Here is a 24,739-nt window from a genome sequence, read left to right on the forward strand (position 1 = left end):
GACGATGCCCACGCTCTTGCCGGCCTGCACCTCGAAGCTCACGCCGTTGAGCGCCTTGACGGTGGGCGGCGGGCCGAAGAGCTTTTCGCGCGGCAGCGCGTAATGGCGGTAGAGGTTGTTCACGGCCAGCAGGGGCTGGCCGGCGGTGGTGGGCTTGCTCATGCGGTGGCCGCCTTGGCATTCAACGCGGCGATTTCGCCCAGCCGCAGGCAGCGCACCGTGTGGTCGTTCGGCAGCATCGTGGCTTGGGGGCGCGTGCTCTGGCACAGGTCGATGGTGTGGGCGCAGCGGCCGGCAAAGGCGCAGCCCCGGGGCATGTCGACCAGCTCGGGTACGCTGCCGCGAATGGTCGGCAAGCGGCCGGCGCGCACTGCGCCGATGGCGGGCCGCGCAGCGAACAAGCCGCGCGTGTAGGGATGTGCACGGCCGGCAAAGACCGTGTCGGTCGGGCCGCTCTCCACTGCGCTGCCGCCGTACATCACGAGCATGCGCTGCACGCTGTTGGCGATCACGCCGAGGTCGTGCGAGATCAGGATCAGCGCCATGCCCATTTCCTTGACCAGGCCCTGGATCAGGTCGAGCACCTGTTTCTGGATGGTCACGTCGAGCGCCGTGGTGGGCTCATCGGCAATCAGCAGGTCGGGCCCGCAGGCGAGCGCCATGGCGATGCCGATGCGCTGACGCTGCCCGCCGGAGAACTGGTGCGGATAGGCATCAAGGCGCGAGGCCGCATCGGGAATGCCCACGCGGTCGAGCAGGCTCAGTGCTTCCTTGCGCGCCTGCGCCTTCGTCAGCCCGCGATGCAGTTGCAGCGGCTCGCCGACCTGGCGCGCGATGGTGTGCACCGGATTCAGCGCCGTCATCGGTTCCTGGAAGATCATGCCGATGCGGTTGCCGCGGATCTGGCACATCTGCTTTTCGGGCAGGCCGACGAGCTCCTGCCCGTCGAGCTTGATGCTGCCCGCGACCTTGGCGCTGGACGGCAGCAGGCCCATGAGCGACATCACGGTGATCGACTTGCCGCAGCCCGATTCGCCGACGATGCCCAGCGTTTCGCCGCGCTCCAGCGAGAACGAAATGCCGCGCACGGCCTGCGCCGGACCGCGCTGGGTCTGCAGGCCAATCTGGAGGTTGTTGACTTCGAGGAGGGGCATGGCGCTTACCGGGCTCTGGCGAGGCGGGGGTCGAGCAGGTCGCGCAGCCCGTCGCCAAGGAGGTTCAGCCCGAGCACTGCGAGGGCGATCGCCATGCCGGGGAAGACGGCCAGCAGCGGCTGCTGGAACATGAGGGTCTGCGCCTCGCTGAGCATGCGACCCCACGAGGGTTGCGGCGGTTGCGTGCCCAGGCCGAGGTAGGAGAGGGCGGCTTCGGCCAGGATGGCGATGGCGAAGCGGATCGTGATCTGCACGATCAGCACGGCCGAGATGTTGGGCAGCACGTGCTGCATCGTGATTGCGAACGGGCCCTTGCCGCAGGCGCGTGCGGCGGCGACGTACTCGCGCGACCAGATCGCGTTGGCAGAAGCGCGCGTGATGCGCGCGAAGGTCGGAATGTTGTAGATGCCGATGGCCACGATGGCATTCACGATGCCCGCGCCGAACACGGCGGTCATCATGATGGCCGACAGGATCGCAGGGAAGGCCAGCGTGAAGTCCGACAGCCGCATCACCGCTTCTTCGACCCAGCCGCGTTTTGCAGCCGCGAGCAGGCCCAAGGCGGTGCCGACCACCAGGCCGATACCGACTGCGATCACGCCGACGAGGATGGACGCGCGCGCACCGACCAGCAGCAACGAAGCCACGTCGCGGCCGAACGCATCGGTGCCGAGCCAGTGCGAGGCCGAAGGGGCCTGCATCTTGTTCGGCATGTCCATCGCATAGGGCGACCAAGGCGTCCACACGAAGGACACGAGGGCGGCCAGGAGCAGCAGGGCGGCAAGCACGCCGCCGATGACGAAGCTTCGGTGCTTCAGTGCGCGCTGCCAGAAGCCGGGGACCTTGAGCGCAGCAGCGCCTGGACTTGGAATAGCAAGGGTGCTCATATGTCGCTGGCCTTGATGCGCGGGTCGATCACGGCATACAGCACGTCGACCACGAAATTCACGATGACCACCATGGCCGCGAGCAGCATCACGCAGTTGCGCACCACGATCAGGTCGCGGTTGCTGATGGCCTGGAAGATCAGGCGGCCCAGGCCCGGCAGGTAGAACACGTTCTCCACCACGATGGTGCCGGCCAGCAGCTCGGAGAACTGCATGCCCATCACGGTGATGACGGGGATCATGGCGTTGCGCAGCACGTGGGTCCACAGCACCGCGCGCTGCGAGACACCCTTGGCTCGGGCGGTGCGCACGAAGTCTTCGCGCATCACTTCGAGCACGGCCGAGCGCGTGATGCGCGCGAGGATCGCGGCTTGAACGACGGCAAGAGACAGTGCCGGCAGCAGCAGCGACTTGATGCCCGAGAAGATGCCTTCGCCCCATCCCTCGAAGCCGCCAGCGGAGAACCACTGCAGCTGCACCGAGAACACGAGGATCAGCAGGATGGCGAACCAGAAATTCGGGATCGCGATGCCGACCTGGGCCATGCCCATCAGGCCGACGTCGCCGAGCTTGTTGTGGCGCGCAGCGGCCGTAACGCCGACGAGCAGCGCAATCACGACGGTGAGGGCCATCGCCAGCATGGCGAGCGGCACGGTGAGCGCGAGGCGCTCCAGGATCAGGTCGAGCACCGGCGAGCTGTAGGCGTAGCTGTCGCCGAGGTTGCCGGTGAGCAGGCCGCCGATCCAGTGCCAGTAGCGTGTCCATGCGGGCAAGTCGAGGCCCAGCTTGGTTGCCAGCGCTGCGACGGCTTCAGGAGAGGCATCCGGTCCCATCAGCATCTGCGCTGCATTGCCCGGAAGAATCTCCAGCACCAGGAACACGATGATGGATGCGCCCACCAGGGTGCCGATGAGCGTCAGTGTGCGTTTCAGCAGGAACAGGCCCATTTCAGTGACTCCGCTCTGCGTTGTGTCGTTGGGTGTTCTTGTTCAGGGCGAGTGCGAATGGCACCGGGTGCTCCCCTCCGCGAATGTCCCCCGCCTTCGGCTCCTCCTTTATTTCGCTGCGGGGAGCACCCGGTGCCATTCGCACATGAGCGCTGCCGTTGTGCCGGAGGTTTAAGCGCTGCGCTGAACGATCACGTCGATGGGGTGCCTTGCGCAGCGAAATAAAGGAGGAGGCCGAAGGCCGGGGGACATTCGCGGAGCAAGGTACCCCGTCGGCGTGATCGCGCCCTGAACAAGAGCAAGATTTCATGCCGAGATACAGCTCGCAATCGCACGGCCCACATCAACGGTGTTTGCAGTACCACCCATGTCGCGAGTACGCGGACCTTCGCTCAGCACAGTCTCGATGGCCGAGATCACCGCAGCCGAAGCCTCTGCGTACACGGGGTCGTTGTTGCCCAGATGGTCGAGCATCAGCGCGGCCGACCAGATCTGGCCGATCGGATTGGCGATGCCCTTGCCCGCGATGTCGGGCGCCGAGCCGTGCACCGGTTCGAACAGCGACGGGAATTTGCGCTCGGGGTTCAGGTTGGCCGAGGGCGCGATGCCGATGGTGCCGGTGCAGGCCGGGCCCAGGTCGGAGAGGATGTCTCCGAACAGGTTGGAAGCCACCACCACGTCGAACCAGTCGGGGTGCTGCACGAAATGCGCGCACAGGATGTCGATGTGGTACTTGCTCGTCGCCACGTCGGGGTAGCGCGTGGCGATCTCGGCCAGGCGCTCGTCCCAATAGGGCATGGTGATCGAGATGCCGTTCGATTTGGTGGCGGCCACCAGGTTCTTGCGCTTGCGGCGATTGGCGAGCTGGAACGCGTAGTCGATGATGCGGTCCACGCCGGTGCGGGTGAACACGGCCTCCTGGATTGCCATCTCGCGCGGCGTGCCTTCGAACAGGCGCCCACCCACCGAGGTGTACTCGCCCTCGGTGTTCTCGCGCACCACCAGAAAGTCGATGTCACCGGGCTTGCGGTGCGCCAGCGGGCCAGGCACGCCGGGCATCAGGCGCACAGGGCGCAGGTTGACGTACTGGTCAAAGTCACGGCGGATCTTGATGAGCAGGCCCCACACGGCGATGTGATCGGGCACCTTGTCGGGCGCACCCACCGCACCGAAATAGATCGCGTCGTGGCCCTGGATCTTGTCGGCCCAGTCGGCCGGCATCATCAGGCCGGTGCGCACATAGTGGTCGGAGCCCCAGTCGAAGTGGTCGTACGAGAAATCGATGCCGAAGCGGCGACCGACCGCATCGAGTACGCGCAACCCTTCGGGCATGACCTCGACGCCGATGCCGTCTCCGGGAATGACGGCAATCCTGTGCTTTTTCTGCATTGACTCAACCTGTTCCAAGTTCGTTTCGTTCGGTGCACCAGCGCTCGTGACGCGGGGCTTGCCAAAAAATTCTAGAAGCGAGAACCGGGCCTGAAGAGGGGGTTGGCACTCAAATGGCATTGACAAAATCAGAAGGCAAAGCGGAATGCCTTCGCAGGGGATTCCGAGAATTTCTTGTCATTAAATTGACTTTGACTTCAGAAAATTAGAAGGCGACAAGCATCCGCGACCGACCGCTTGCCGGCTCCGACAACCGGTTCATGAAGGTTTTCTGAAGCCCTCGGCGCGGGCGTGCCGGATACTCCACGCGCTTGCGATGCGCTCCGCAGAGACCGCCGCCTGGAGGACCATGAATCTTTTGCCTGTCGCCATGACGGCGCTTGCCCGGCGCTGGAAACGGTGGTTGCAGCCCTCGCTGCTGCGGCGCCTGCTGCTGGCGCAGATCGCAGTGGTCGTGCTGCTGTGGGGCGCCATCCTGGCGCTGTTCCTGTACGACTCCAACCGCGTGACGGATCTGGTGCGCTACGACAAGATCTTCGATAGCGTCATCACGATTGCGCAGAACCTCGCGGCCGACCCCGCCCGTCAGCAGGAGGCCCTGAAGGCCTTCGACATGGCGCTGCTCGAAACCTCGGGTGACTTCAGTTCGGAGACGGACAAGGCGCCCGTCATGCAGGTGTGGCAGCGGGGGCGGCTCATCTTCAACTCCACAGCTGCCGCGCCGGTCATGCACACGGCAGTGCCGGGTCGGGTGGAGAGCGTGCGCGTCGGCGAGCGCGTGTGGCGCGCGCGCATGATGACTTCGCCATCGCTCGACACCCGCGTGCTGCTGGCCGAGCCGAAAGTCCTGCGTTTCAGCTTCACCGTCGACCACCGCAGCTACTACCTGCTGCCGCTGGCCATCAGCCTGCCGTTTCTCGTCTTTCCGGCGTGGCTGTCGGTGCTGTTCGCGCTGCGGCCCTGGCGGCAGGTAACGCAAGAGACTGCCGAGCGTGGCCCGGCCGACCTGACGCCGCTGAGCTTCGAACCGCGGCACAAGGAGCTGCAGCCGCTGGTGCGCAGCATCAACGGCCTGCTGCGCAGCGTGCGCGACCGGGCCTCGCGCGAGCGCGTGCTGATCGCCGATGCAGCGAATGAACTGCGCACGCCGCTCGATGCGATGCGCGTGAATGTCGAAGCGCTGAAGGAACAGACCGCCGACGCGGGCCAGCGCGAACTCATGATCAACCTGCTGCGCAGCAACGACCGCGCCGCGCGGCTGGTGGGCCAGCTGCAGCAGTTGATGCGCAGCGACGAGATGCCGCAGGACGCGGTGCCCATGCGGCTCGCGTTCGATGCGCTGGTGCAGGAACGCATCCCGTTTGTGGAGGACCTTGCACGCGTGCGCGGCATCGGGCTGGACTTCGTGTCCGAAGGCGCGGTGCTGGTGTTCGGCGAACGCGAGAGCCTGATCTCGATGGTGAGCAATCTCATCGAGAACGCCATCAAGTACAGCCCGGATGGCGGCACTGTCACCGTGCGCGTTGCGTGCGAACCGGAATCGTCGAAGGCCGTGCTGCGCGTGACGGACCAGGGGCCGGGCATTCCGCCGGAGCTGCGCGAGCGCGTGTTCGACCGCTTCTTTCGCAACCCGGACCAGACGCAGTCGGGCAGCGGACTGGGGTTGGCGATCGTTCGTTCGGTGCTGAACAAGCATGGCGGCCGGATCGAACTGGCAGCCGGTGAAGACGGGAGCGGCCTGCTCGCGACCGTGTGGCTTCCGTTGTCGACGGGCTGACAGGGCCTTGCGTCCCCCGTACCATGGCCCGATGCGAACACTCCAACTCCCCACCGGCGGCGAGATGCCGGTCCTCGGTCTCGGCACCTGGCGCATGGGCGAAAACGCGGGGCATCGCGCGGCTGAAGTGAAGGCGGTGCGCGAGGCCATCGCGCTCGGCTACCGCCTCATCGACACCGCCGAGATGTACGGCGAAGGCGGTGCCGAAACCGTCCTGGGCCAGGCCATCGGCGAGGCCTTGCGTGCGGGCGACGTGCGGCGTGAAGAGCTCTTCGTCGTTAGCAAGGTCTACCCGCACAACGCCAGCAGGCGCGGCACGCGCGATGCCTGCGAGCGCAGCCTGAAGCGGCTGGGGCTCGACGCCATCGATCTCTACCTGCTGCACTGGCGCGGCAGCCATCCGCTGAGCGAGACGGTCGCGGCAATGCATTCGCTGGTGGCAGACGGGCGCATAGCCCACTGGGGCGTGAGCAACTTCGACACCGACGATATGGAAGAGCTGGCGCAGGCCGTGGGCGATGGCCCGGAGTGCGCGGCCAATCAGGTTTACTTGTCGCTCGGCGAGCGCGGCCCGGAGTTCAGCCTGCTGCCCTGGCTGCGCGAACATGGCATGCCGCTGATGGCCTACAGCCCGATCGACCAGGGCGCGCTGGCCGAAGACGACGGGCTGGGCGAATTGGCCGAGCGGCTCGGCGTGACGGCCGCGCAACTGGCGCTGGCTGCGGTGATCGCGCGGCCCGGCGTGGCGGCGATTCCGAAGGCGGTGCGCAGCGCGCACCTGAAGGAGAACCTGGCGGCAGCGGAGTTGAAGCTCGATGCGGCAACTCTCGAGGAACTCGACCAGCTGCACCCACCGCCGCGGCGCAAGGGGCCGCTGGCGATGATCTAGCAAAGGCTCAGTGGGCTTCGGCCTGCTTGGCCGCAGCAATCACGGCCTGCTCGTCGTGCTTTGCACCATTGAGGAACAGGTTCAGCAGCACAGCCGCAATCGACGCCAGCAAGATGCCCGACTCGATCAGCGAGTGAATGGCATGCGGCATCCACTGCTTGAAGTTGGGCGCGATCAGCGGAATCATGCCGATGCCGATCGACACCGCGACGATCATCGCGTTGTGGCGGTTGGTCTTGAAGTCCACGCCCGACAAAATGCGAATGCCGGTGGCCGCCACCATGCCGAACATCACGAGGCCCGCACCGCCGAGCACCACCGTGGGCAGCGACTCGACCAGCGCGGCCATCTTCGGCAGCAGGCCCAGCACGATCAGGATCGCGCCGCCGGCCACGCACACATAGCGGCTCTTGATGCCGGTGACGGCCACGAGGCCCACGTTCTGCGAGAAGCTGGTGTACGGAAAGGTGTTGAAGATGCCGCCGATCAGCGTGCCCAGGCCGTCGGTGCGCAGGCCGCGGGCCAGGTCCTTCTGGCTGATCTTGCGGTCGGTCATTTCACCGAGCGCGAGGAACATGCCGGTCGATTCGATCATCACCACGATCATGATGAGGGTCATCGTCAAGATCAGGATCGGGTCGAACTGCGGCATGCCGAAGTGAAAGGGCAGCACGATGTCGACCCACGCGGCCTTGCCCACTTTCTCGTAAGTCATGAGCCCGGTGATCGAGGCCACCACGGCGCCGATCACGATGCCGAGCAGCACCGAGATGTTGGCGATGAAGCCCTTGGCGTACTTCACGATCAGCAGGATCGACACCAGCACCAGCGCGGCCACGCCGAAGCCCGAAAGGTCTGCGTACTTGGGGTTGGGCACCGTGGGCATGATCGCGAAGCCCTTGGGCACGGCGGGAATGGAGCTGCCGGGCGAAGTCACCTCGGCCAGCCACTTCGCATAGACCGGGTCGACCAGCGCGGGCGCCGTCGGGCCCACGGGGTTGCCGAAGATCCAGTTGATGCCTACGCGCATCAGGCTGATGCCGATGACCGCGATGATGGTGCCGGTGACCACTGGCGGAAAGAAGCGCAGCATTCGGCTCACCAGCGGCGCGATCAGTATCGACACCACACCCGCGCCGATGATGGCGCCGAACAGCAGCTGCGCGCCGTTCTGGCCGGGGTTGGCATTGGCGATGGCGACCATCGGCGCGACCGACGCGAAAGTCACGCCCATCATCACCGGCAGCTTGATGCCGAAGAACTGCGTGGCGCCCAGCGCCTGGATCAGCGTGGCGATGCCGCAGCAGAAGAGGTCGGCCGAGATCAGCAGCGCGACCTCGTCGGGCGTGAGCTTGAGCGCGCGTCCGACGATCAGCGGCACCGCGACGGCGCCCGCATACATCACCAGCACGTGCTGCAGGCCGAGGGCCGCGAGCTTGCCCGAAGGCAGGCGCTGGTCCACGGGATGGACTGTTGAGAGAGAACTGTCGGCCGTCATCGTTGGGCTCCTGCTGCGGCGAGAAGGAAGGTGGGCGACACGGCTTGGCATGCGCACACCCCGTTGTGTACGCCAAACTGTATACAACTTATGCAACAATCCAGACTCTGGAAAACCCGCATCCGCGCAGGGGCCTCGCCGAACGGTCAAGGCCGCAAGACTGTCGCTGGCCGCCGGGACCATCGACGCATAAAAATCCCTGCGCTATGCGCGCGGCCGGGCCTCGCGCACAGTGAGGCCCGAGGCCGCCTGCTTGGCATCGTGCTTCGCAATGGCCGCTTCGCTCGCCACATCCTCGGCATGGCTGAACATTCCCGGCGGAATGCGCACCGCGCCGATGGACAGCGTGGAGAAGGGCGTGAACCGGACCACGCCATGCCGGTCCTCGCCGTCGATGCCACCGGACTGTCTTTCCGCTTCGTCGTAGAGGCCGGGCGCCTGCCGGTTGAAGTCGTCGATCAGCGCGGTGCAGCGCCGGTGCCAGTCAGGGCTCTGGAACAGCACCAGAAAATCGTCGCCGCCGATGTGACCGACGAAGTCGCGATGGGCGTCTGCATGCTGCGTCGCCAGTCGCGCGAGCAGCAAAATCATTTCGTCGCCGCGCCAGTAGCCGTAGTGGTCGTTGAACACCTTGAAGTTGTTCAGGTCGGCATAGCAGGCAGCAAAGTCGGCGCCGCTGTCGAGCAGGCGCGCGATGTGGATGTTGATGGGGATGTTGCCCGGCAACGAGGTCAGCGGATTGGCGTGCCGCGCGGCCTCGATGCGCGCCTCGGTCACGGCGCGCACGAGCTGGTCGCCCGTGCCCAGGCCAACGTAGCGCTTCTTCTCCGTGACGATGAAACCTTCGCTCAGGTAGCGCTGGTCTTCAGACATCAGGATGCCGAGGAGGCTCTCGACGTTCTCCTCGCGCTCCACGATGCGCGGGGTGCTGCTGCCGTAGGCTAGGCAGGGGCGGCGGCCATGGACCTCGCGGAAGTACATCCGCGCGTAGTCGTTCATGAACGACTGCCGGTTGATCAGCGAGACAGGGGTGCCCTTGTCGACCACGGCGAGCGCATGCAGCTCGGGGTGCTTCTGGAAGATTGCGGAGACCTCATCGATCGGCGTCTGCGGGCTGAGCGCGGGCGCCTGGATGACCGACAGGCTGCGCAGCACGTTGGGCTGCGACGGTTGCGACGCGTGCGGCATCACGGCGATGCGGGTGTCGCGGATGGTGGCCGCCATGGGCTCGGGCAGCGCCGGCTGCAGCGCCGGCGCCGGCCGGCCGAACAGGTAGCCCTGGCCGTGGGCAATGCCGAGGTCGCGCAGCACGTGCAGGTCTTTCGCGTCTTCCACGCCCTCGGCAATGAGCTCGGTGCCCAGCGCGTTGCCGAAGCCGACGATGGCGCGCACCAGCGCCACGCTCTGCGGGCTGTTGGCGATGCCCTGGGTGAGCAGCTTGTCGATCTTCACGAAGTCTGGCTGCAGGTCTTTCCAGCGCCGCAGGTTGGAATGGCCTTCGCCGAAGTCGTCGAGCGCAACACGTGCGCCCAGCGCATGCAGCGTCTCGACCGCACGCCCAAGCGCCTCAGGGCTGCCGGTGGCCCGCTGCTCGGTGAGCTCCACGGTCACGTCGCGGGCGCTGACGTTGTGGTGCGCGAGCATGCGTTCGAGCCAGCACGCCGTGCCCGCGCCGCCCATGGCCGCGACCAGCGCGTCGGCGCTCATGTTCACGAACAGCCGGCCCGCATCGGGCAGGCGGCCCCACTGGGCGAGGATGACTTCCACGCACAGCAGCTCGAACTCGGTCAGCCGCGACTCGGCCGTGGCAAGTGCAAGCAGCGCCTGCGGGCTGTGGAGCGGGGTGCCGGTCGGTCCGCGAATGAGGGCTTCATGGCCGAAGACCGTGCCCTTGCGCAGATCCACGATGGGCTGGAAGAAGGGCGAGATCGCAGGAGGCGAGGCAGGGGTGGCGTTGGGCCGGGTTTGCCGGGGCATGCTGTGGAAGTTGTTCGTCGGCGGCGCTTGCGCACGGGAAAAACGCGTAAGCCATTCGGGCTACAGCATGACGCAGTTGTGTGACAGCCGCACCGGCCCTGCCGGCCGTGTGGGGTCAGGCGAGCAGCGCCTTGACCAGGTCGAGCTGGCGGTCGGGCTTTTCGGTGCCGAGTTCGAGGCTGGACTCGATGCGCTCCAGGTGGTCGATCATGCTCGTCACGGCTGCCTCCACGTCGCCCTTGCGGCACAGGCGCAGGAAATCGGCGTGCTCGTCCGACGAGCAATGGGGGTCGTTCGACGAGTGGTAGAGCATCGCAATCAGCGAGCTGCGCGCGACCAGTTCACGCACCAGCTCGGCCAGCGTGCGGTTGCCGGTGGCCTCGGCCAGCGCCACGTGGAAGTCGCCCAGCAGCTTCTCGCGCACAGTGCCCGTGGTAGTGGTCTGGCGCAGTGCGGTGCGCTCGAACTTGATGTGCTGCTCCAGCACCTGGTAGTCGCGCGGCCGCGCGGCGGCGATGAACAGGCGCACCACTTCGCTTTCGAGGATGCGGCGCACCGCGAACACCTCGCGGGCCTCTTCCACCGAGGGCTGGCAGACGAAGGCGCCCTTGTCGGGAATCATCTCGATGAGCTTGTCCTTCGACAGCATCAGCAGCGCGGCGCGCACCTTGGTGCGGCTTACCGAATACACCCGGCCCAGCGCTTCTTCGCGCAGCCAAGTGCCGGGCGGCAGGCGCTTCTCGACGATCGCGGTGGCGATGTCGTTGGCGATGCTTTCGATGGAGCTGTTCTTGTCGGCTGCAGCCACGCCGTTCTCGTCCGGAACGGCGGTGGCAGGGGAAGCGGAGGGTTTGGAACTGGCGCGGGGCATGCGCGGATTGTGGCCTAGCGCGGGAGAGTGAAGCCCTCGAGTGCACCAATGATGGGCTTGGGCAGGGGCTTTGCCAGCTCTCCGTGCTTGCTGGTGCGCAGCTTCAGGGCAACGAGCGATTCGATCAGCTTGGTGCCCGCGGCCACGCCATCGATCACGGGCACGCCGAGCACCTGCTCGATGTGCGCGCACAGGTCGGTCATGCCGGCACAGCCGAGCACGATGCAGTCGGAGCCGTCTTCTTCGAGCGCGCGCCGGCATTCGTCGACGATGCGTTCCCGCGCACCCGAGCCCGGCTCTTCCAGTTCGAGCACGGGCAGCTCGCAGGCGCGCACGTTGGCGCAGAAGCGCTCCATGCCGTAAATCTCGGCCAGGTGCCAGGCCTGGCCCATGGTGCGGCCCAGGGTGGTCACCACGCTGAAGCGGCTGCCGATCATGCTGGCCAGGTGCATGGCGGCCTCGGCGATGCCCACCACCGGGCCGCGTGCCAGCTCGCGCGCGGCCTTCAGGCCCGGGTCGCCGAAGCAGGCGATCACGTAGCCGTCGATCCCGTCGCGCTCGCCCGAAGCGATCTCCTGCAGCAAGCCCGGCACGGCCAGCGCTTCGTCGTAGTGGCTTTCGATGGAGACCGGCCCCATGGCCGGGCTCACGGCCACGATCTCGGTGCCGGCATGCGCCACTGCGCGGGCGCAGGCACCGATCTTCTCGGTCATGCTCCAGGTGGTGTTGGGATTGATGATCTTGATGCGCACGGCGCGGTCCCTTTCTTTCTCTTTCAGTTCAAGTCTTGCTGTTGCGGTTCAGCAGGGCATAGAGGACGAAGCCCAGGCCCATGCCGATGAACCAAGCATAGTTGGCGCCACCGCGCAGCGCAGGCACCATCACGCACAGGATCGGTACGAGGGCCGACGGCACCAGCGCCTGGATCGCCTTCGGGTTGTAGCCGCCGCTGTACCAGTATTCGCCCTTGGGGCTCATGGTGTAGAGCGCGTCCACGTCGATGCGCTGCTTGCGCACGATGTAGTAGTCGGCAATCAGGATGCCGAACAGCGGGCCGATGAACGAACCCAGCACGTCGAGCGTGTAGTGAATGACCTCGGGGCTGTTGTAGAGGTTCCACGGCGTGAGAAACACCGAGCCCACCGCGGCGATCATGCCGCCCGTGCGCCAGCTGATGTGCTGCGGCGCCACGTTCGAGAAGTCGAAGGCCGGCGAGACGAAGTTGGCCACGATGTTGATGCCGATGGTGGCGATCATGAAGGTCAGAGCGCCCAGCACCACGGCGGTGGTGCTGTCGATCTTGCCCACGGTGTGCACCGGATCGGTGATGAGTTCACCAAACACGGGCAGCGTGGCGGCGGTGGTGATGACGGTCAGCAGCGAGAAGAACACGAAGTTCACCGGCAGGCCCCAGAAGTTGCCCTTCTTCACCGCATCGAAGCTCTTGCCGTAGCGCGAGAAATCGCCGAAGTTGAGCATCGGGCCGCTGAAGTAGCTCACCACCAGCGCAATGGCCGAGAGCATCACGGGCAGCGCGTCCCAGCCCTGGAACTTGATGCCGCCCAGGTTCAGGTCGATGTTGCTCCAGCCGGCCTTCCACACCAGCCAGCCGCAGAGCACGGCCATCACCACGTACACCGCCGGGCCGGCCCAGTCGATGAACTTGCGGATGGCGTCCATGCCGCGCCAGAACACGAAGGCCTGCAGCACCCACATGACCATGAACGCGACCCAGCCAAGCGCCGAGAGGCCGACGAAGCCGTACTGCGCGACATCGGCATACGGCGCGAGGCCCGGGGCCATGTGCAGCGCCAGCACCATGAACGCCGCCGACGCGAGATACGTCTGCACGCCGTACCAGGCCACCGCGATCAACCCGCGGATGATGGCCGGAATGTTCGCGCCCAGCACGCCGAAGGGCGCGCGGCACACCACGGGGTAGGGCACGCCCGTCACCTGGCTGGGCTTGGCTACCAGGTTGCAGAAGAACTGCACGATCACGATGCCCACCAGCAGCGACACCAGCACCTGCCAGCTCGACAGGCCCAGCGCGAACAGGCTGCCGGCCGTGATGTAGCCGCCCACGCTGTGCACGTCGGACATCCAGAAGGCAAAGATGTTGTATTGGCCCCAGGTCTGCTTCTTCAGCGGAGCGAGGTCTTCGTTGGTCAGGCGCGGGTGGTAGCCGGGCTTGATGAGGGCGTTCGATTCCGCGTGCGGCGCAATGCCTGCTTCGCTTGCCCCCGCGGGGGCCTGGCTGACGACTGTGCTCATGGTCTTTCCTCGTGCGAGTGGGGTGGATTGAGTGCTTGCTTTTCGGATGCGTTATTTGTATACAAAAAATGCACTCAATCAAGACCATTCGGGGAATCATATATCCGTAGATTCCCTGATGCGCTGCCGACGTTGCGGGGTGAACCCCGTGGCGTGCGTAGCGCGCCGCTATGCTGCGGCAAACATTTGGAGGTGGAGATGCAAAGAGAAAACTGGGGGCGTGCCGCCCGGTGCATGGCGGTGCTGCTTTGCTGTGCCGCGTTGGGAGGCTGTGGTCTCTATTCCGTCAACCGCGAGGCGAAGCTGTACCGCGCCGAGATGGCCGAGGAGATGAGGCGTGAGGTGGAAGAGTGCCGCAATGGCTCCTCACCGGAAAAGCGGCACGTTCTGGACCATCGCTACCGGGATACCGACGCGTCCGACTGCTACAGCGCGGTGATCTCCGCTGCCAGCCGCTCGCTCGAGGGAGCGAGGGTCGATAGGATTCAGAAACCGACGATAGGCAGTTCGCCGTCCGCCGTTGCAATACGCAAGCCGTGGACGCCCCAGGAAGTGGCCCAGGCAACCTCCGCGGCCGAAGTGCTCGGCCAGATGGCGTGGCCTGCAGTGCTGAGCAAAGTGGTCTACCGACGGTATGCGCCTGAGGCAAGCCGGGGCGACTGCGCGTACAGGCCGGATCTGCATCCGCTGGAGCGGCTGAAGAGGGTCCCGTCCGCCGGTGCCGGCAAATGGGAGTCATGGGAGCACTCGGGGGTCGGCTGCAAAGCCGTGGGAGGCCTGTACTACGAGACCTTCGTTTATCGCCTGCCCGACGGGCCGATCACACAAGCGTTCATTGTCTTTCGCGGTACGGAGAACTACAGCGGCCAGTTGTTGCCCGATTGGGAAGCGAATCTGGCGATGGCGCTGAATCTCGAACCACAGCAGTTCGTGCAGGTCCGGATCGGATTGAAAGAGATCGTCAGAAAATTGAAGAAAGACGCCCCGAATGTCGAGATCTACACAGCCGGGCATTCCTTGGGGGGCAGCATGGCGCAACTGGCCGCATACATGAGTGAGGACGTGAAGATCGCCTACGCCTTCAACACGTCGCCGGTGAGCGGCTGGACGTGGTTGCGCAAGCAGCAGAGCGAAAACCCGGGAGAAGTCGTGATGCCGAGAAAGGATCCCCCGATCATCAGGGTCATGCAGGACGATGAGGCTCTGGGGTTCATCCGGGTGTTCTCCAACGCGGCGAACTCGACAGTGCGCCGTACAGGCCGCACCGACGTGGCGCTGGATTTCCCTTCGAGCCGCGACGTGCTGAAAATCTCCAAGGTGTCGGGGCGTCTGAGCGCTGGCGTGGCCCTGCACTCCATTACTTTGCTCGCGTGCAACTTGACGGCTCGCGTCGCGAATGGAGCTCCCGGTGCATTTGGCTTCACGAAGGAGCAGGCTGAAGCGGTTATCAGCGAGCGAGATGGAGCCTATTCGGTAACGGGCGCCGAAAGGACAGAAGGCCTATGCCAGGTGGTTGACCGTGGCGCGAATTGCACGGTGAACTGGACCGGCGCAGGTTGGCCGACAAACTGCAGGTCGGACCAGGCGCCCTCGCTCAGCCCGTCGCCATGAGGTTTTCACATCCCGACGGTCGCGCGGATTGCATCGGGGGAGCCGGCCGTTTCTGTCGCTCTCGATCTCATTGACTGATCGAAATCCGTGTGGCTCAGAGAAAAAATATATCGCTTTCAGTTGTGAGACGCGCTGCTTAGAGTCCCGTCCATCCCCCACTTTCGATGGCAAGAACCATGAGCAACACAACCACCCGCATCCCCTTTCATCTCGCGTTTCCGGTGCGCGACATCGCCGAGGCACGCGCGTTCTACGGCGACCTGCTGGGATGCCCCGAAGGCCGCAGCGCGCCCGAATGGGTCGACTTCGATTTCTACGGCCATCAGATCGTGGCGCACCTGGCACCAGACGAATGCGGCCACCACCAGAGCAGTTCGGTCGACGGTCACGACGTGCCGGTGCGTCACTTCGGCGCGATCGTTCCCATGGACCAATGGCAGGCCATGGCCGACAAGCTCATCGCCCGCCAGACCAAGTTCGTCATCGAGCCCTATATCCGGTTCAAGGGCGAGCCCGGCGAGCAGGCGACGATGTTCTTCCTGGACCCTTCCGGGAACGCCATCGAGATGAAGTCGTTCGCGGACCTGAGCTCGCTTTTCGCCCGCTGAACGGGCAATGGCCCATGGGTCGCGGGGGCGCTGGCGCCATGTGCGTGCGCGCCTTTAAGATGCGCTCGCCCGCCGCGGTCGCCGACCGCGCGTTGACGCAACAGAGTCGCGCCCATGCTCCAACTTCTCTCCGATCCCCAGGTCTGGATCGCCTTCGCCACCCTGACCGCGCTTGAGCTGGTGCTCGGGATCGACAACATCATCTTCATCTCGATCCTGGTCGACAAGCTGCCGCTGGCCCAGCGCGAATTCGCACGGCGCATCGGCCTTTTCATGGCCATGTTCATGCGCATCGGCCTGCTGCTGGTGCTGGCATGGATCGTCGGGCTGGTGAAGCCGCTCTTCGTGGTGTTCGGCCAGGAGATCTCGGGCCGCGACCTGATCCTGATCCTGGGCGGGCTGTTCCTGATCTGGAAGAGCACGAGCGAGGTTCACCAGTCGCTGGAAGGCGAACATGAGCACAAGCAGAGCACGGCCAAGGCGACCTTCGCCTCGGTGATCCTGCAGATCATGCTCATCGACCTGGTGTTCTCGCTCGATTCGATCATCACCGCGGTCGGCATGGTGGACGACGTGCGCGTCATGATCGCAGCGGTGATCGCCTCGGTGCTGCTCATGATGCTGTTCGCCGGGCCGATCGGCCGCTTCGTCTCCAACCATCCCACCATCAAGATGCTGGCGCTGTCCTTCCTGGTGGTAGTGGGTGTCGTGCTGGTTGCCGAAGGCTTCGAGCATCACGTGCCCAAGGGGTATGTGTACTTCGCAATGGCTTTCTCACTGAGCGTGGAAATGCTCAACATCCGCATGCGCAAGAAGTCGGCGAAGCCCGTGGTGCTGAATCCACCCCACATACCGGGCGATTGAGGGGCTGAGCCGGTCAAGTCGGCACTACGCCGAACGTCGGCGAGTCGGTGCCGTCGCGTCGACCGCATCGCGCAGGCATTGGGCGAAGTGCGCCACCACGGGCGGACTGGCCCGGGGCTTGCGATGAAGCAGCCCGATCTCGCGATGGAAAGTGAACTCGCCCAGCGGGACGATGCGCACCCCCGCAGGCATCGGAAGATGCGCCTCGACCAGCGGCACAAGCGCCACGCCCAGGCCCCTGGAGGCCAGATGAATCAACCCGGGGATCTCGTCGATCTCGATGGCGTCGTTGACCGCAAGGCCTTCCCGGCGAAGAAACGCCTCGACCATCCGCCCTCCGAACGAAGCCCTGTCGTAGCGAAGGAACGGCTGTTCCTGGATCAGCGCCCGCCAGTTCTTGGTTGCAGGCAAGGCCTTGGGCACGACCAGCACAAAGGGCTCCTGCACCAACGCCTGCCACGTCAGGTCGGGAGGCATTCCGAAGGGCGGGCGGATGATCACGGCCGCATCGATCTTGCCGGCGTCCAGGTCGTCCATCAGGCGCATCGAGACGCCGGGCGACACATGGACGCGCACAAGGGGGAATGATTTGCGCAGCTGCTCGAGCGCACGCGCGAGCAGCGTAGGCTGCGCCGAGGCAATCGAGCCGATGCGAAGGAGCCCCCGGGTGGCATCGTCGTGAGGAAGTTCGCCGAGCTTGGCGAACAGGGCGCAGATTTCTTCCGCCCGCGGCAAGGTCGTCTGCCCCGCGACGTTCAAGGTGGCCGATCGGCCCGTCCGGTCGAAGAGCTCGAAGCCCAGGGCCTCTTCGAGCCGTTTCATCTGGCTGCTCACTGCCGATTGCGTGAGGCCGATGCGGTCGCCGGCTGCCGCGAAGGTGCCGAGCTTGCACACCGCAATGAAGGTCTTGAGTTCGTTGATCACGCCTGGAGCATCGCAAACATCGATGCTCGGGTCAATCGAGCTTCAACAGAAGTGATGGAAGTCTGGCCGTCCAACGGGCATGGGCTATTCTTCGCACCCTTCCAAGCAGGTATCCGCCTCGCACCGATCGATGCCTTCCATCAAATTCCGCTCGCGGCTCTCGCTGGCCTTTGCAGCGCTCGTTGCGCTGGTCTGCGTGCAGGCAGCCTTCATCTACCTGGGCTCCGAGCGCGTCACCTTCTATGCGCAGCACAGCCGGCTGGCAAGCGACATCCAGTCCGACCTGCTGGAGCTGTCCGCCAACAAGCAGCGGCTGCGAGTCTGGGCCTCGCAGCGGCTGATGAATGGCGACGCACCCATCGAGTCGCGCGACCGCTGGCTGGCCGGCATGCGCTCCAGCGCAGCCAGCCTGCGGGACCTGACACAGCGCGACCTGGCCTGGTGGACCACCGTGACCTCGGCGCGGGGCACACAGGTGCCCGAAGCGGTGACCCAGCTGGCGGCCAGCATCGACCTGCTCGATGCCAACATCGCCGCGGTCCAGGATCGCCTGCTGCAGCTCACGCCACTGCAGCCGGGAGCGGAGTTTTCATCGGTGTGGCAGCAGATCAACCAGGTGTTCGACGTGACGCGCGGGCGCGACCTGCGCGAACTCGTCAACGGCGCAATCGAGCGCCAGAAGCAGGCGGTGCCGGCCGCGCGCCTGGCCACCGAGCACGCCATCGAGGTGCTGCGCCTGCAGGCCATCGGCCTCGCTGTGTTGACCCTGGCAGCGGCGGTGCTGCTCGCCATTCGCCTGAACCGGCGGCTGCAGGCACCCATCGCCAGCCTGCTGACCGGCACGCAGGCCTTGCAGGCGGGCCAGATGGACCATCGCATGGCAGTCGGCTCGGGTGACGAATTCGGCCAGGTGGCCGAGAACTTCAACGCCATGGCCGCCGAACTGCAGCAGCGCCGAAGCGATGCCGAAGCTGCGCGGCACAAGCTCGAAGAAGCAGTGGATGCGCGCACGGCCGAGTTGCAGACCGCGCACGTCACGCTGCAGAACATCGACCAGCGCCGCCGCCAGTTGTTTGCCGACCTGAGCCACGAGCTGCGCACGCCGGCCACCGCCATCCGCGGCGAGGCCGAGATTGCGCTGCGCGGCACCGACAAGCCACTGGCCGAATACAAGGAAACGCTGTCGCGCATCGTCGGCGGCGTGGAGCAGCTCGCGCGGGTGATCGACGACCTGATGCTGATCGCGCGCGCCGAGGCCGATCAGCTCGTCATGCGGCAGGACCAGGTGGACCTCGGCCTGCTGGTCGGCGATGCCGCCGAGCAGGCCGAGGCGCTGGGTGCGCTGCACGGCGTTGGGGTTCGCCTCGATGCCTCGCACGACGCACAGCCAGGGCTGCTCTACGTGCATGCCGATGCCGACCGGCTGCGCCAGGCCTTGGTGATCGTGCTCGACAACGCGGTGCGCTATTCGCGCTCGGGCGGCGAGGTCCGCATCGGCTGGCGTGAAGTCGACGGATGCGCGGAGATCGCAGTGCGCGACAAGGGCATCGGCATCGATGCCGACGAGCTGCCCACGGTGTTCCAGCGCTTCACGCGCGGCCAGCGCGCGCGGGCTCATCGGGTCGACGGCACCGGCATCGGCCTGTCGATTGCGCAGGCCATCGTTGTCGCGCACGAAGGCCGCATCGACATAGACAGCGAACCGTTCGTGGGCACGACGGTTCGCATCCGGCTGCCGCGCTTTGATGGCGCAGCCAGCCCCACAACGCCGGAGGCCGCATGAACAACATCCTCGTGGTCGAAGACGATCCGCGCGTGGCCGACTTTCTGCAGCGCGGCCTGCGCGCCGAAGGTTATGGCGTGCAGCTGGCGCGCACTGGCACCGAGGGCCTGGCATTGGCGCGCGGCGGAGAGCCGGCGCTGCTCATCCTCGACCTGATGCTGCCCGGCATCAGCGGCCTGGAGCTCTGCCAGACGATGCGCGCCGAAGGCCATCATGTGCCGGTGCTGATGCTCACGGCCATGAGCTCGCTGGAGGACAAGGTCAACGGCCTGCGGCTGGGCGCGGACGACTATCTGACCAAGCCCTTCGCCTTCGAGGAGCTGCTCGCGCGCATCGAGGCGCTGCTGCGGCGCGGACGCGAACAGCGCGTGAAAGCGAGCAGCCTGCAGGTGGCCGACCTCGTGCTGGACCGCGAACGCATGCAGGTCACGCGGGCCGGACAGCCGATTGCGCTGACGGCGAAGGAGCTGGCCTTCCTGGAGCTGCTGATGAGCGCGCCCGGCCGCGTCTACAGCCGCGAGCGCATCCTCTCGAACGTTTGGGGCACCAACGAGGACCCGCTGACCAACGTGGTCGACGTCTACGTGCGCCGCCTCAGGGCCAAGATCGACGAGGGCCACCCGCTCGCGCTGCTCAAGACCGTGCGCGGCTTCGGCTACCGGCTCGACGCGCAGGAGGCCTGAACAACTGGACGCCCGGGCGCGCGTTCATCCGTTGTTCATCTGCGCTTCAACCCGCGTTCATGGCCCGCCACGGGTCGTGTTCATCTCTGCGCCAGAGACTTGATTCCTGCCTCGCGAATGCGGTGCAGCGCCGGCAGACACCGGTGCTTCAACACTTTCACAACAAGGAATCTCCGTGAAGAAAAGTCTCGTCACCAGTGCCGCCCTCGGCGTTCTTTCTCTCACTCTCGCCACCGGTGCGCTGGCCCAGGGTGCGGGCGCCGTTGCCTGCGCGCCGACCAATGAAGCGCAGATCGGCGCGCTGTTCGACCGCTGGAACAACTCGCTGCGCACGCTGGACCCCGACAAGGTGGTCGCCAACTACGCACCCGACGGCGTGCTGCTGGCGACCGTGTCGAACCAGCCGCGCACCAACCCGGCGGAGATCCGCGACTACTTCGTCAAGTTCCTCAAGAGCGAGCCGCAAGGCACGATCGACAAGCGCATCGTCAAGATCGGCTGCAACGTGGCGCAGGACGTCGGCACCTACACCTTCCGCTTCAAGGATGGCGGCACGGTGCATGCCCGCTACACCTATGTCTACGAATGGGTGAACGGGCAGTGGCTGATCGCGCATCACCACTCGTCGGCGATGCCGGAGGCGCGCGCCGCGAAGAACTGATCGATGCGGGCGGGCTCCGGCTCGCTCGCTACAGCGCCGCGACCTTCACGAACACCGGGTTCGAGTAGAACCACAGGTCGCTGTAGTTGCGCACGTTGATCGCATTGAAGCGCGCCACGTTGTCGGTGCCGGTGGTCTGCGCATCGGGCAGCGGCTCACCGGCGGCGGTTTCGTTGGGCACGTCGGTGCCCAGGTTGGTGCCTCGCAGGCGGAAGTACTGGTTGTTGCCGGCCTTCACCGTGTAGCTCACCGAGAAGTAGCCGTCGGCATCGAGCTTCCAGTCGTTGCGGGTGAAGCGCTTGAGCACGCGCGTCGACGGGTTGGTGTCGCGCGCATAGCCCGGCGTGCCCGCCAGCTCGGGCCCGGTCACGTCGCCGCCGATCAGGTCGATGTGGTCGACCACCGGCTTCACGTTGGCGAAGTTGCCGCTGCCGAGCTGGTATTCGAAGTTGTTGCGCTCGGGGCTCTTGAAGCGGATGGTGATCTTCAGGTCTTCACCGGCCTTGGCCGTCACGTCCGAACCCATCTCACCAGCACCTTTGGCGCTTTGCACCTTGAAGTCGAGCGCGTCGATCAGGCCGCCGTTCACAGCGAAGAGCTTGCCTGAGCGCAGGGCCGAGAGCAGCGACTTCGGATCCTTGACGTCGCCCCACAGGTGGTTCCTGGCGTATTCGCCCGGCGCGTAGCCGCTGCTGTACTGGCCTTGCGAGGTGGTGAAGTGGTAGTCGGAGTCGGCCACGTTCCAGATGTGGCGGCCTTCGGACAGCAGCGCGTCCCAGGTGCCGCCGAGCTTGGCGACGAGGTAGTCGACGCCGCCGTAGGTGCGCGAGGGCAGGTTGGCCGGAATGTAGGCGCTGTTGTAGCCGCCGCGGTCGGGCTCCATCTGGTTGCCGACCATGCCTTCGAGCGAGAACACGATGTTCGGCGCGAGGTCGTTCATCTCGCGCAGCTGGGCGATCGTGTACTTGCCGGGGTTGCGCGAAGGATGGTTGATCTGCAGGTAGCTGGTGTCGGGGTAGTTCTTCTTGAGCCAGGCGATAGCGGCGAGCGTCTCGGCGTGCGTGTCGTAGTTGACGCCGGCCTTCGGGCCCCAGGCGGTGACGTCGCCGGCCGGGAAGAGTGCGGCGGCCCGGTTGGTGAAGAGGTATTCGAACTGGCTCGCGGCCTTGAGCGCGGCATCCGACATTGGGTTGTCGGTCAGGATGCCGACGTTGCCGTGGTCGTGCGAGGGCATGTCCCATTCGAAGGACGCGAAGATCGTCTTGTCGGCATATTTGCCGCCGGCCTGCAGCGCCTTGATGCGCGGCACCTGGTACTTGGCCATGCCTTCCGAGAACGGAATCTGCGCCGGCAGCTTGGTGCCGTTGTTGTCGTAGGAGGACAGGCGCAGGTGGTCGGACAGCGCCGCCCAGTCGAGCCCGAACTGGTCGAAGGCCTTGGCCAGCACCTGGTCGAGCGTGGAAATCTGCTGCGTGTCGTCCGACTGGATCGTGTGGATGTGGAGGTCGCCCACGGTCCAGCGGCCTGGCGGCACCGACGGGCCTGGATCGGCTGCGGGAGCGGGAGCGGGAGCGGGCGCGACGGCCGCCGGGGTGCTGGGCGCCACGGGGAAGAAGGCCGGGCCGCTGGAGTCTCCGCCGCCGCAGCCGGCCAGCATGAGCGTGCCGATGGCGAGGGTGGAGAACAGCGTGCGGCGGAACGGGAGGGGCGTCGAGAGGGCGGTCGGAAGAATGAACATGGCGGTCTGAAAAAAATGACGCGCACCTGAAGTGCGCGTGTCGAAGGAAGTCGCCGAGTCTCGAATGGCGCGATGACGCTTCGATGAAAGCAGAACGAAAGTTCGTTGTTTTCGCGCCAGCAACCGGGCCGCCGGAGGGCTTGCCCTCTATAAACTGTGCCCCTTCCATGATCCCCAGCGCGCCCGTCCCCCTGCCCACCGCATCCATCGACGATGAAGTGCTGTCGCGCATGGTGCGCACCGATCAGCTCGTGACGGTGCGCCGCAGCGTTCTCTCGGCCATTCCGATCAGCGTGGTGCTGAGCTTCACCGCGGCGCTGGTCGCCCTCAATGCCGGCCGCGCGTTCGAAGGGATGAGCTGGCTGCTGCTGTCGCTCATGGTGAACGGGATGCGCAGCTACATCTGCCGCTGGCCGTTCGCGCCTTCGCCCGGTGCCGAGCCCGGCAGTGATGTCCTGACCTCGCCAAATGGTCGTCCGGTCGAATGGCACTTGCGCATTGCTGCGGTCCTGGCTGCGGTGTCGGGCTGTGTGTGGGCCCTCATTCCGTTTCTGTGCGACGGCTACTCATCGCCGCAAGCGGTGTTCTATCTCACGGTGGTGTGCGGCATCTGCGCGGGGGCCGTCACCTATGGCATTGCCTATGCGCTCGTGCCCATCAGCTTCATCACGCCGGCGCTGCTGTCGGTGGTCGGTTGCCTTGTCTATGCAGGCGGCTTCGACAATCTGAGCCTGGCGGCGATGGTGCTGCTGTACCTCGCGGCACTGGTGCGCGGTGCGCTGCACAGCGACAGGACCTTCCGCGAAGGAAGCCGCCTGCGCAACGAAGCCACCGCCATGGCCGCGCAACTGCGGCTGGTGCACGCGCTGTCGCTGGACGCCACGCAGCAGCTGGCCTTCCGGGCCTCGCACGATTCGCTCACAGGCCTGCTCAACCGCGAAGGCTTCACCGAGGCGGCGACGCTGCACATCGCCGCACCTGGTGGCCGCCAGCACGGCCTGCTGCTGCTGGACCTCGACGGCTTCAAGGCGGTGAACGATGCCTTCGGCCACAAGGTCGGCGACCGCGTGCTGCAGGACGTGGCCCGCTGGCTGCAGCGGGAGACCGCCGACATGCAGGCCGTGCTCGGCCGCTGGGGCGGCGACGAGTTCGCGGTGCTCTACAGCCTGCAGGACGAGCGGCAGGCGCCCACGGCGATTGCGCAGGCGCTGATCCGTTCGATCTCATTCGCCACTGCGCACTACGGCGGCCATCTGGGCGTGAGCATCGGCATCTCAGTCTCGGGCGAGGCCGAGATTGCCGACATGATCAGCTTTGCCGACGAGGCCGTCTACGAGGCCAAGCGCACCGGGCGCAACCGCTACCAGGTCTTCGACAAGGCGCTCAACCAGCGGCTTGCCACGCGCCGGGACGTGGAGCGCGACCTGCTCCATGCCATCGAGGCGCGCGACATCGGCGTGTGGTACCAGCCGATCATGAACAGCGACGGCCGGGAAGTTCACAGCCTCGAGGCATTGATGCGCTGGAACCATCCGCGCCATGGCCACATTGCCCCTGAAGAGGTGATCTACGCGGCAGCGAGCACCGGCGTGGCCGAGCCGCTGCTGCGGCATCTGGTCGACGAGGTCTGCCTGGGCATGCGCCAGCTGGAGGCCGTAGGCTCCAGCCTGGCCGCCGTGCCGGTTGCCATCAATGTCTCGCCGCGCGAGATGGCGCAGCTGGCGGTCGACGACATCGTGCTCGGCATGCTGAAGGCGCGCGGCGTGGCACCGCGCCGGCTGCAGATCGAGATCACGGAAGAGGTGGCGCTCGACACCCATGCCACGCGCAGCCGGCTGAGCGCGCTGTCGGCCGCGGGCGTGGCAATCGTGGTCGACGACTTCGGCGTGGGTTATTCGTCGCTGGCGTCGCTGCGCAGCGAGTACGTGCGGCAGGTGAAGATCGACCGCAGTTTCATTCTCGACCTGTCGTCCTCGCCGGGCAACGTGGTGCTGGTGGACGCCATCGTCCAGCTCGGCCGCTCGCTGAACATCCAGGTGGTTGCCGAAGGCGTGGAAACGCAGGACGAGCTCGATGCCCTGCACGCGATAGGTTGTCGGCTGGTGCAGGGCTATCACCTGGCGCGGCCCGCGCCGCTGCCCGATGTGATGGCGTGGGCCGCGGCGCGCTCGTTGCCCACGGCCGTCAAGGTCATCTGAGCCGGA

At 65.9% G+C, this 24,739-nt stretch carries 20 protein-coding genes; 9 read left to right on the top strand and 11 right to left on the bottom strand.

Annotated features, from left to right (window positions below):
- Positions 1–158 precede the first annotated feature (158 nt).
- The 4 genes from BLW48_RS32080 to BLW48_RS32095 all read right to left on the bottom strand — a co-directional run bounded on the left by BLW48_RS32080 (position 159) and on the right by BLW48_RS32095 (position 4,377).
- Positions 159–1,154, bottom strand: a complete 996-nt coding sequence (locus tag BLW48_RS32080) for an ABC transporter ATP-binding protein (RefSeq protein WP_093179667.1) — start codon at positions 1,152–1,154, stop codon at positions 159–161.
- A 5-nt stretch (positions 1,155–1,159) separates the two neighbouring features.
- Positions 1,160–2,041 (bottom strand): ABC transporter permease, encoded by an 882-nt coding sequence (locus tag BLW48_RS32085; protein ID WP_093058179.1) that lies wholly within the window; start codon positions 2,039–2,041, stop codon positions 1,160–1,162.
- Positions 2,038–2,988, bottom strand: a complete 951-nt coding sequence (locus tag BLW48_RS32090) for an ABC transporter permease (protein WP_093179669.1) — start codon at positions 2,986–2,988, stop codon at positions 2,038–2,040. The genes BLW48_RS32085 and BLW48_RS32090 overlap by 4 nt, the downstream gene beginning before the upstream one ends.
- A gap of 306 nt (positions 2,989–3,294) precedes the next feature.
- Positions 3,295–4,377 (bottom strand): tartrate dehydrogenase, encoded by a 1,083-nt coding sequence (locus BLW48_RS32095; protein WP_093179671.1) that lies wholly within the window; start codon positions 4,375–4,377, stop codon positions 3,295–3,297.
- Between the two features lie 349 nt (positions 4,378–4,726).
- Between BLW48_RS32095 and BLW48_RS32100 the strand changes: the two genes are divergently transcribed.
- On the top strand, positions 4,727–6,154 hold the full coding sequence (locus tag BLW48_RS32100) for a sensor histidine kinase (protein ID WP_093179672.1): 1,428 nt from the start codon (positions 4,727–4,729) through the stop codon (positions 6,152–6,154).
- A 31-nt stretch (positions 6,155–6,185) separates the two neighbouring features.
- Complete coding sequence (locus BLW48_RS32105) at positions 6,186–7,043, top strand: aldo/keto reductase (RefSeq protein WP_093179674.1); 858 nt, start codon at positions 6,186–6,188, stop codon at positions 7,041–7,043.
- Between the two features lie 7 nt (positions 7,044–7,050).
- Here the strand turns inward: BLW48_RS32105 and BLW48_RS32110 are convergent, their stop codons facing one another.
- From BLW48_RS32110 to BLW48_RS32130, 5 genes are all read right to left on the bottom strand, one after another.
- Positions 7,051–8,541, bottom strand: a complete 1,491-nt coding sequence (locus BLW48_RS32110; RefSeq protein ID WP_093179676.1) for a nucleobase:cation symporter-2 family protein — start codon at positions 8,539–8,541, stop codon at positions 7,051–7,053.
- Positions 8,542–8,745: 204 nt separating this feature from the next.
- On the bottom strand, positions 8,746–10,518 hold the full coding sequence (locus BLW48_RS32115; protein WP_093179677.1) for an EAL domain-containing protein: 1,773 nt from the start codon (positions 10,516–10,518) through the stop codon (positions 8,746–8,748).
- Between the two features lie 115 nt (positions 10,519–10,633).
- The gene (locus BLW48_RS32120) at positions 10,634–11,389 is read right to left on the bottom strand and encodes a GntR family transcriptional regulator (protein WP_093058878.1); all 756 of its coding nucleotides are present in this window, start codon (positions 11,387–11,389) and stop codon (positions 10,634–10,636) included.
- 14 nt (positions 11,390–11,403) lie between these two features.
- Positions 11,404–12,141 carry an aspartate/glutamate racemase family protein gene (locus BLW48_RS32125; RefSeq protein WP_093179679.1) on the bottom strand — a complete coding sequence of 246 codons (738 nt, stop codon included), beginning with the start codon at positions 12,139–12,141 and terminating at the stop codon, positions 11,404–11,406.
- A 28-nt stretch (positions 12,142–12,169) separates the two neighbouring features.
- Positions 12,170–13,663: an NCS1 family nucleobase:cation symporter-1 gene (locus BLW48_RS32130; RefSeq protein ID WP_093179680.1), complete on the bottom strand. Its 1,494-nt coding sequence runs from the start codon at positions 13,661–13,663 to the stop codon at positions 12,170–12,172.
- Positions 13,664–13,861: 198 nt separating this feature from the next.
- Here BLW48_RS32130 and BLW48_RS32135 point away from each other — a divergent pair, with 198 nt between their 5' ends.
- The 3 genes from BLW48_RS32135 (at position 13,862) to BLW48_RS32145 (ending at position 16,746) form a co-directional block, all read left to right on the top strand.
- Positions 13,862–15,274, top strand: coding sequence for a Tle-like phospholipase domain-containing protein (locus BLW48_RS32135; protein WP_143047847.1), 1,413 nt, complete (start codon positions 13,862–13,864; stop codon positions 15,272–15,274).
- 221 nt (positions 15,275–15,495) lie between these two features.
- The gene (locus tag BLW48_RS32140) at positions 15,496–15,882 is read left to right on the top strand and encodes a VOC family protein (RefSeq protein WP_371127416.1); all 387 of its coding nucleotides are present in this window, start codon (positions 15,496–15,498) and stop codon (positions 15,880–15,882) included.
- Positions 15,883–15,996: 114 nt separating this feature from the next.
- Positions 15,997–16,746, top strand: a complete 750-nt coding sequence (locus BLW48_RS32145; RefSeq protein ID WP_093081345.1) for a TerC family protein — start codon at positions 15,997–15,999, stop codon at positions 16,744–16,746.
- Positions 16,747–16,770: 24 nt separating this feature from the next.
- On the opposite strand, the gene BLW48_RS32150 is transcribed toward BLW48_RS32145, so the two are convergent.
- Positions 16,771–17,670, bottom strand: coding sequence for a LysR family transcriptional regulator (locus tag BLW48_RS32150; protein ID WP_093179684.1), 900 nt, complete (start codon positions 17,668–17,670; stop codon positions 16,771–16,773).
- Between the two features lie 130 nt (positions 17,671–17,800).
- Here BLW48_RS32150 and BLW48_RS32155 point away from each other — a divergent pair, with 130 nt between their 5' ends.
- From BLW48_RS32155 to BLW48_RS32165, 3 genes are all read left to right on the top strand, one after another.
- The gene (locus BLW48_RS32155; RefSeq protein ID WP_093179734.1) at positions 17,801–19,453 is read left to right on the top strand and encodes a sensor histidine kinase; all 1,653 of its coding nucleotides are present in this window, start codon (positions 17,801–17,803) and stop codon (positions 19,451–19,453) included.
- Positions 19,450–20,136: a response regulator transcription factor gene (locus tag BLW48_RS32160; RefSeq protein WP_093058870.1), complete on the top strand. Its 687-nt coding sequence runs from the start codon at positions 19,450–19,452 to the stop codon at positions 20,134–20,136. The genes BLW48_RS32155 and BLW48_RS32160 overlap by 4 nt, the downstream gene beginning before the upstream one ends.
- Positions 20,137–20,311: 175 nt before the next feature.
- A complete protein-coding gene (locus tag BLW48_RS32165; RefSeq protein WP_093179685.1) occupies positions 20,312–20,797 on the top strand; it encodes an SgcJ/EcaC family oxidoreductase in 486 nt (161 codons plus the stop codon).
- Between the two features lie 28 nt (positions 20,798–20,825).
- Here BLW48_RS32165 and BLW48_RS32170 read toward each other — a convergent pair whose 3' ends face one another.
- Complete coding sequence (locus BLW48_RS32170; protein WP_093179687.1) at positions 20,826–22,535, bottom strand: CehA/McbA family metallohydrolase domain-containing protein; 1,710 nt, start codon at positions 22,533–22,535, stop codon at positions 20,826–20,828.
- 167 nt (positions 22,536–22,702) lie between these two features.
- Between BLW48_RS32170 and BLW48_RS32175 the strand changes: the two genes are divergently transcribed.
- On the top strand, positions 22,703–24,733 hold the full coding sequence (locus BLW48_RS32175; protein ID WP_093179688.1) for a putative bifunctional diguanylate cyclase/phosphodiesterase: 2,031 nt from the start codon (positions 22,703–22,705) through the stop codon (positions 24,731–24,733).
- Positions 24,734–24,739: the final 6 nt, after the last annotated feature.

Source organism: Variovorax sp. YR266 (assembly GCF_900107295.1).
Classification (GTDB): Bacteria; Pseudomonadota; Gammaproteobacteria; order Burkholderiales; family Burkholderiaceae_C; genus Variovorax.

Bases quoted from the DNA above. Each gene is read 5' to 3' on its own strand.
- BLW48_RS32175 (WP_093179688.1), top strand. From the start codon at position 22,703: ATGATCCCCAGCGCGCCCGTCCCCCTGCCCACCGCATCCATCGACGAT.
- BLW48_RS32115 (WP_093179677.1), bottom strand. From the start codon at position 10,518: ATGCCCCGGCAAACCCGGCCCAACGCCACCCCTGCCTCGCCTCCTGCG.
- BLW48_RS32110 (WP_093179676.1), bottom strand. From the start codon at position 8,541: ATGACGGCCGACAGTTCTCTCTCAACAGTCCATCCCGTGGACCAGCGC.
- BLW48_RS32130 (WP_093179680.1), bottom strand. From the start codon at position 13,663: ATGAGCACAGTCGTCAGCCAGGCCCCCGCGGGGGCAAGCGAAGCAGGC.
- BLW48_RS32100 (WP_093179672.1), top strand. From the start codon at position 4,727: ATGAATCTTTTGCCTGTCGCCATGACGGCGCTTGCCCGGCGCTGGAAA.
- BLW48_RS32090 (WP_093179669.1), bottom strand. From the start codon at position 2,988: ATGGGCCTGTTCCTGCTGAAACGCACACTGACGCTCATCGGCACCCTG.
- BLW48_RS32095 (WP_093179671.1), bottom strand. From the start codon at position 4,377: ATGCAGAAAAAGCACAGGATTGCCGTCATTCCCGGAGACGGCATCGGC.
- BLW48_RS32135 (WP_143047847.1), top strand. From the start codon at position 13,862: ATGCAAAGAGAAAACTGGGGGCGTGCCGCCCGGTGCATGGCGGTGCTG.
- BLW48_RS32170 (WP_093179687.1), bottom strand. From the start codon at position 22,535: ATGTTCATTCTTCCGACCGCCCTCTCGACGCCCCTCCCGTTCCGCCGC.
- BLW48_RS32105 (WP_093179674.1), top strand. From the start codon at position 6,186: ATGCGAACACTCCAACTCCCCACCGGCGGCGAGATGCCGGTCCTCGGT.
- BLW48_RS32155 (WP_093179734.1), top strand. From the start codon at position 17,801: ATGCCTTCCATCAAATTCCGCTCGCGGCTCTCGCTGGCCTTTGCAGCG.
- BLW48_RS32160 (WP_093058870.1), top strand. From the start codon at position 19,450: ATGAACAACATCCTCGTGGTCGAAGACGATCCGCGCGTGGCCGACTTT.
- BLW48_RS32080 (WP_093179667.1), bottom strand. From the start codon at position 1,154: ATGCCCCTCCTCGAAGTCAACAACCTCCAGATTGGCCTGCAGACCCAG.
- BLW48_RS32120 (WP_093058878.1), bottom strand. From the start codon at position 11,389: ATGCCCCGCGCCAGTTCCAAACCCTCCGCTTCCCCTGCCACCGCCGTT.
- BLW48_RS32145 (WP_093081345.1), top strand. From the start codon at position 15,997: ATGCTCCAACTTCTCTCCGATCCCCAGGTCTGGATCGCCTTCGCCACC.
- BLW48_RS32085 (WP_093058179.1), bottom strand. From the start codon at position 2,041: ATGAGCACCCTTGCTATTCCAAGTCCAGGCGCTGCTGCGCTCAAGGTC.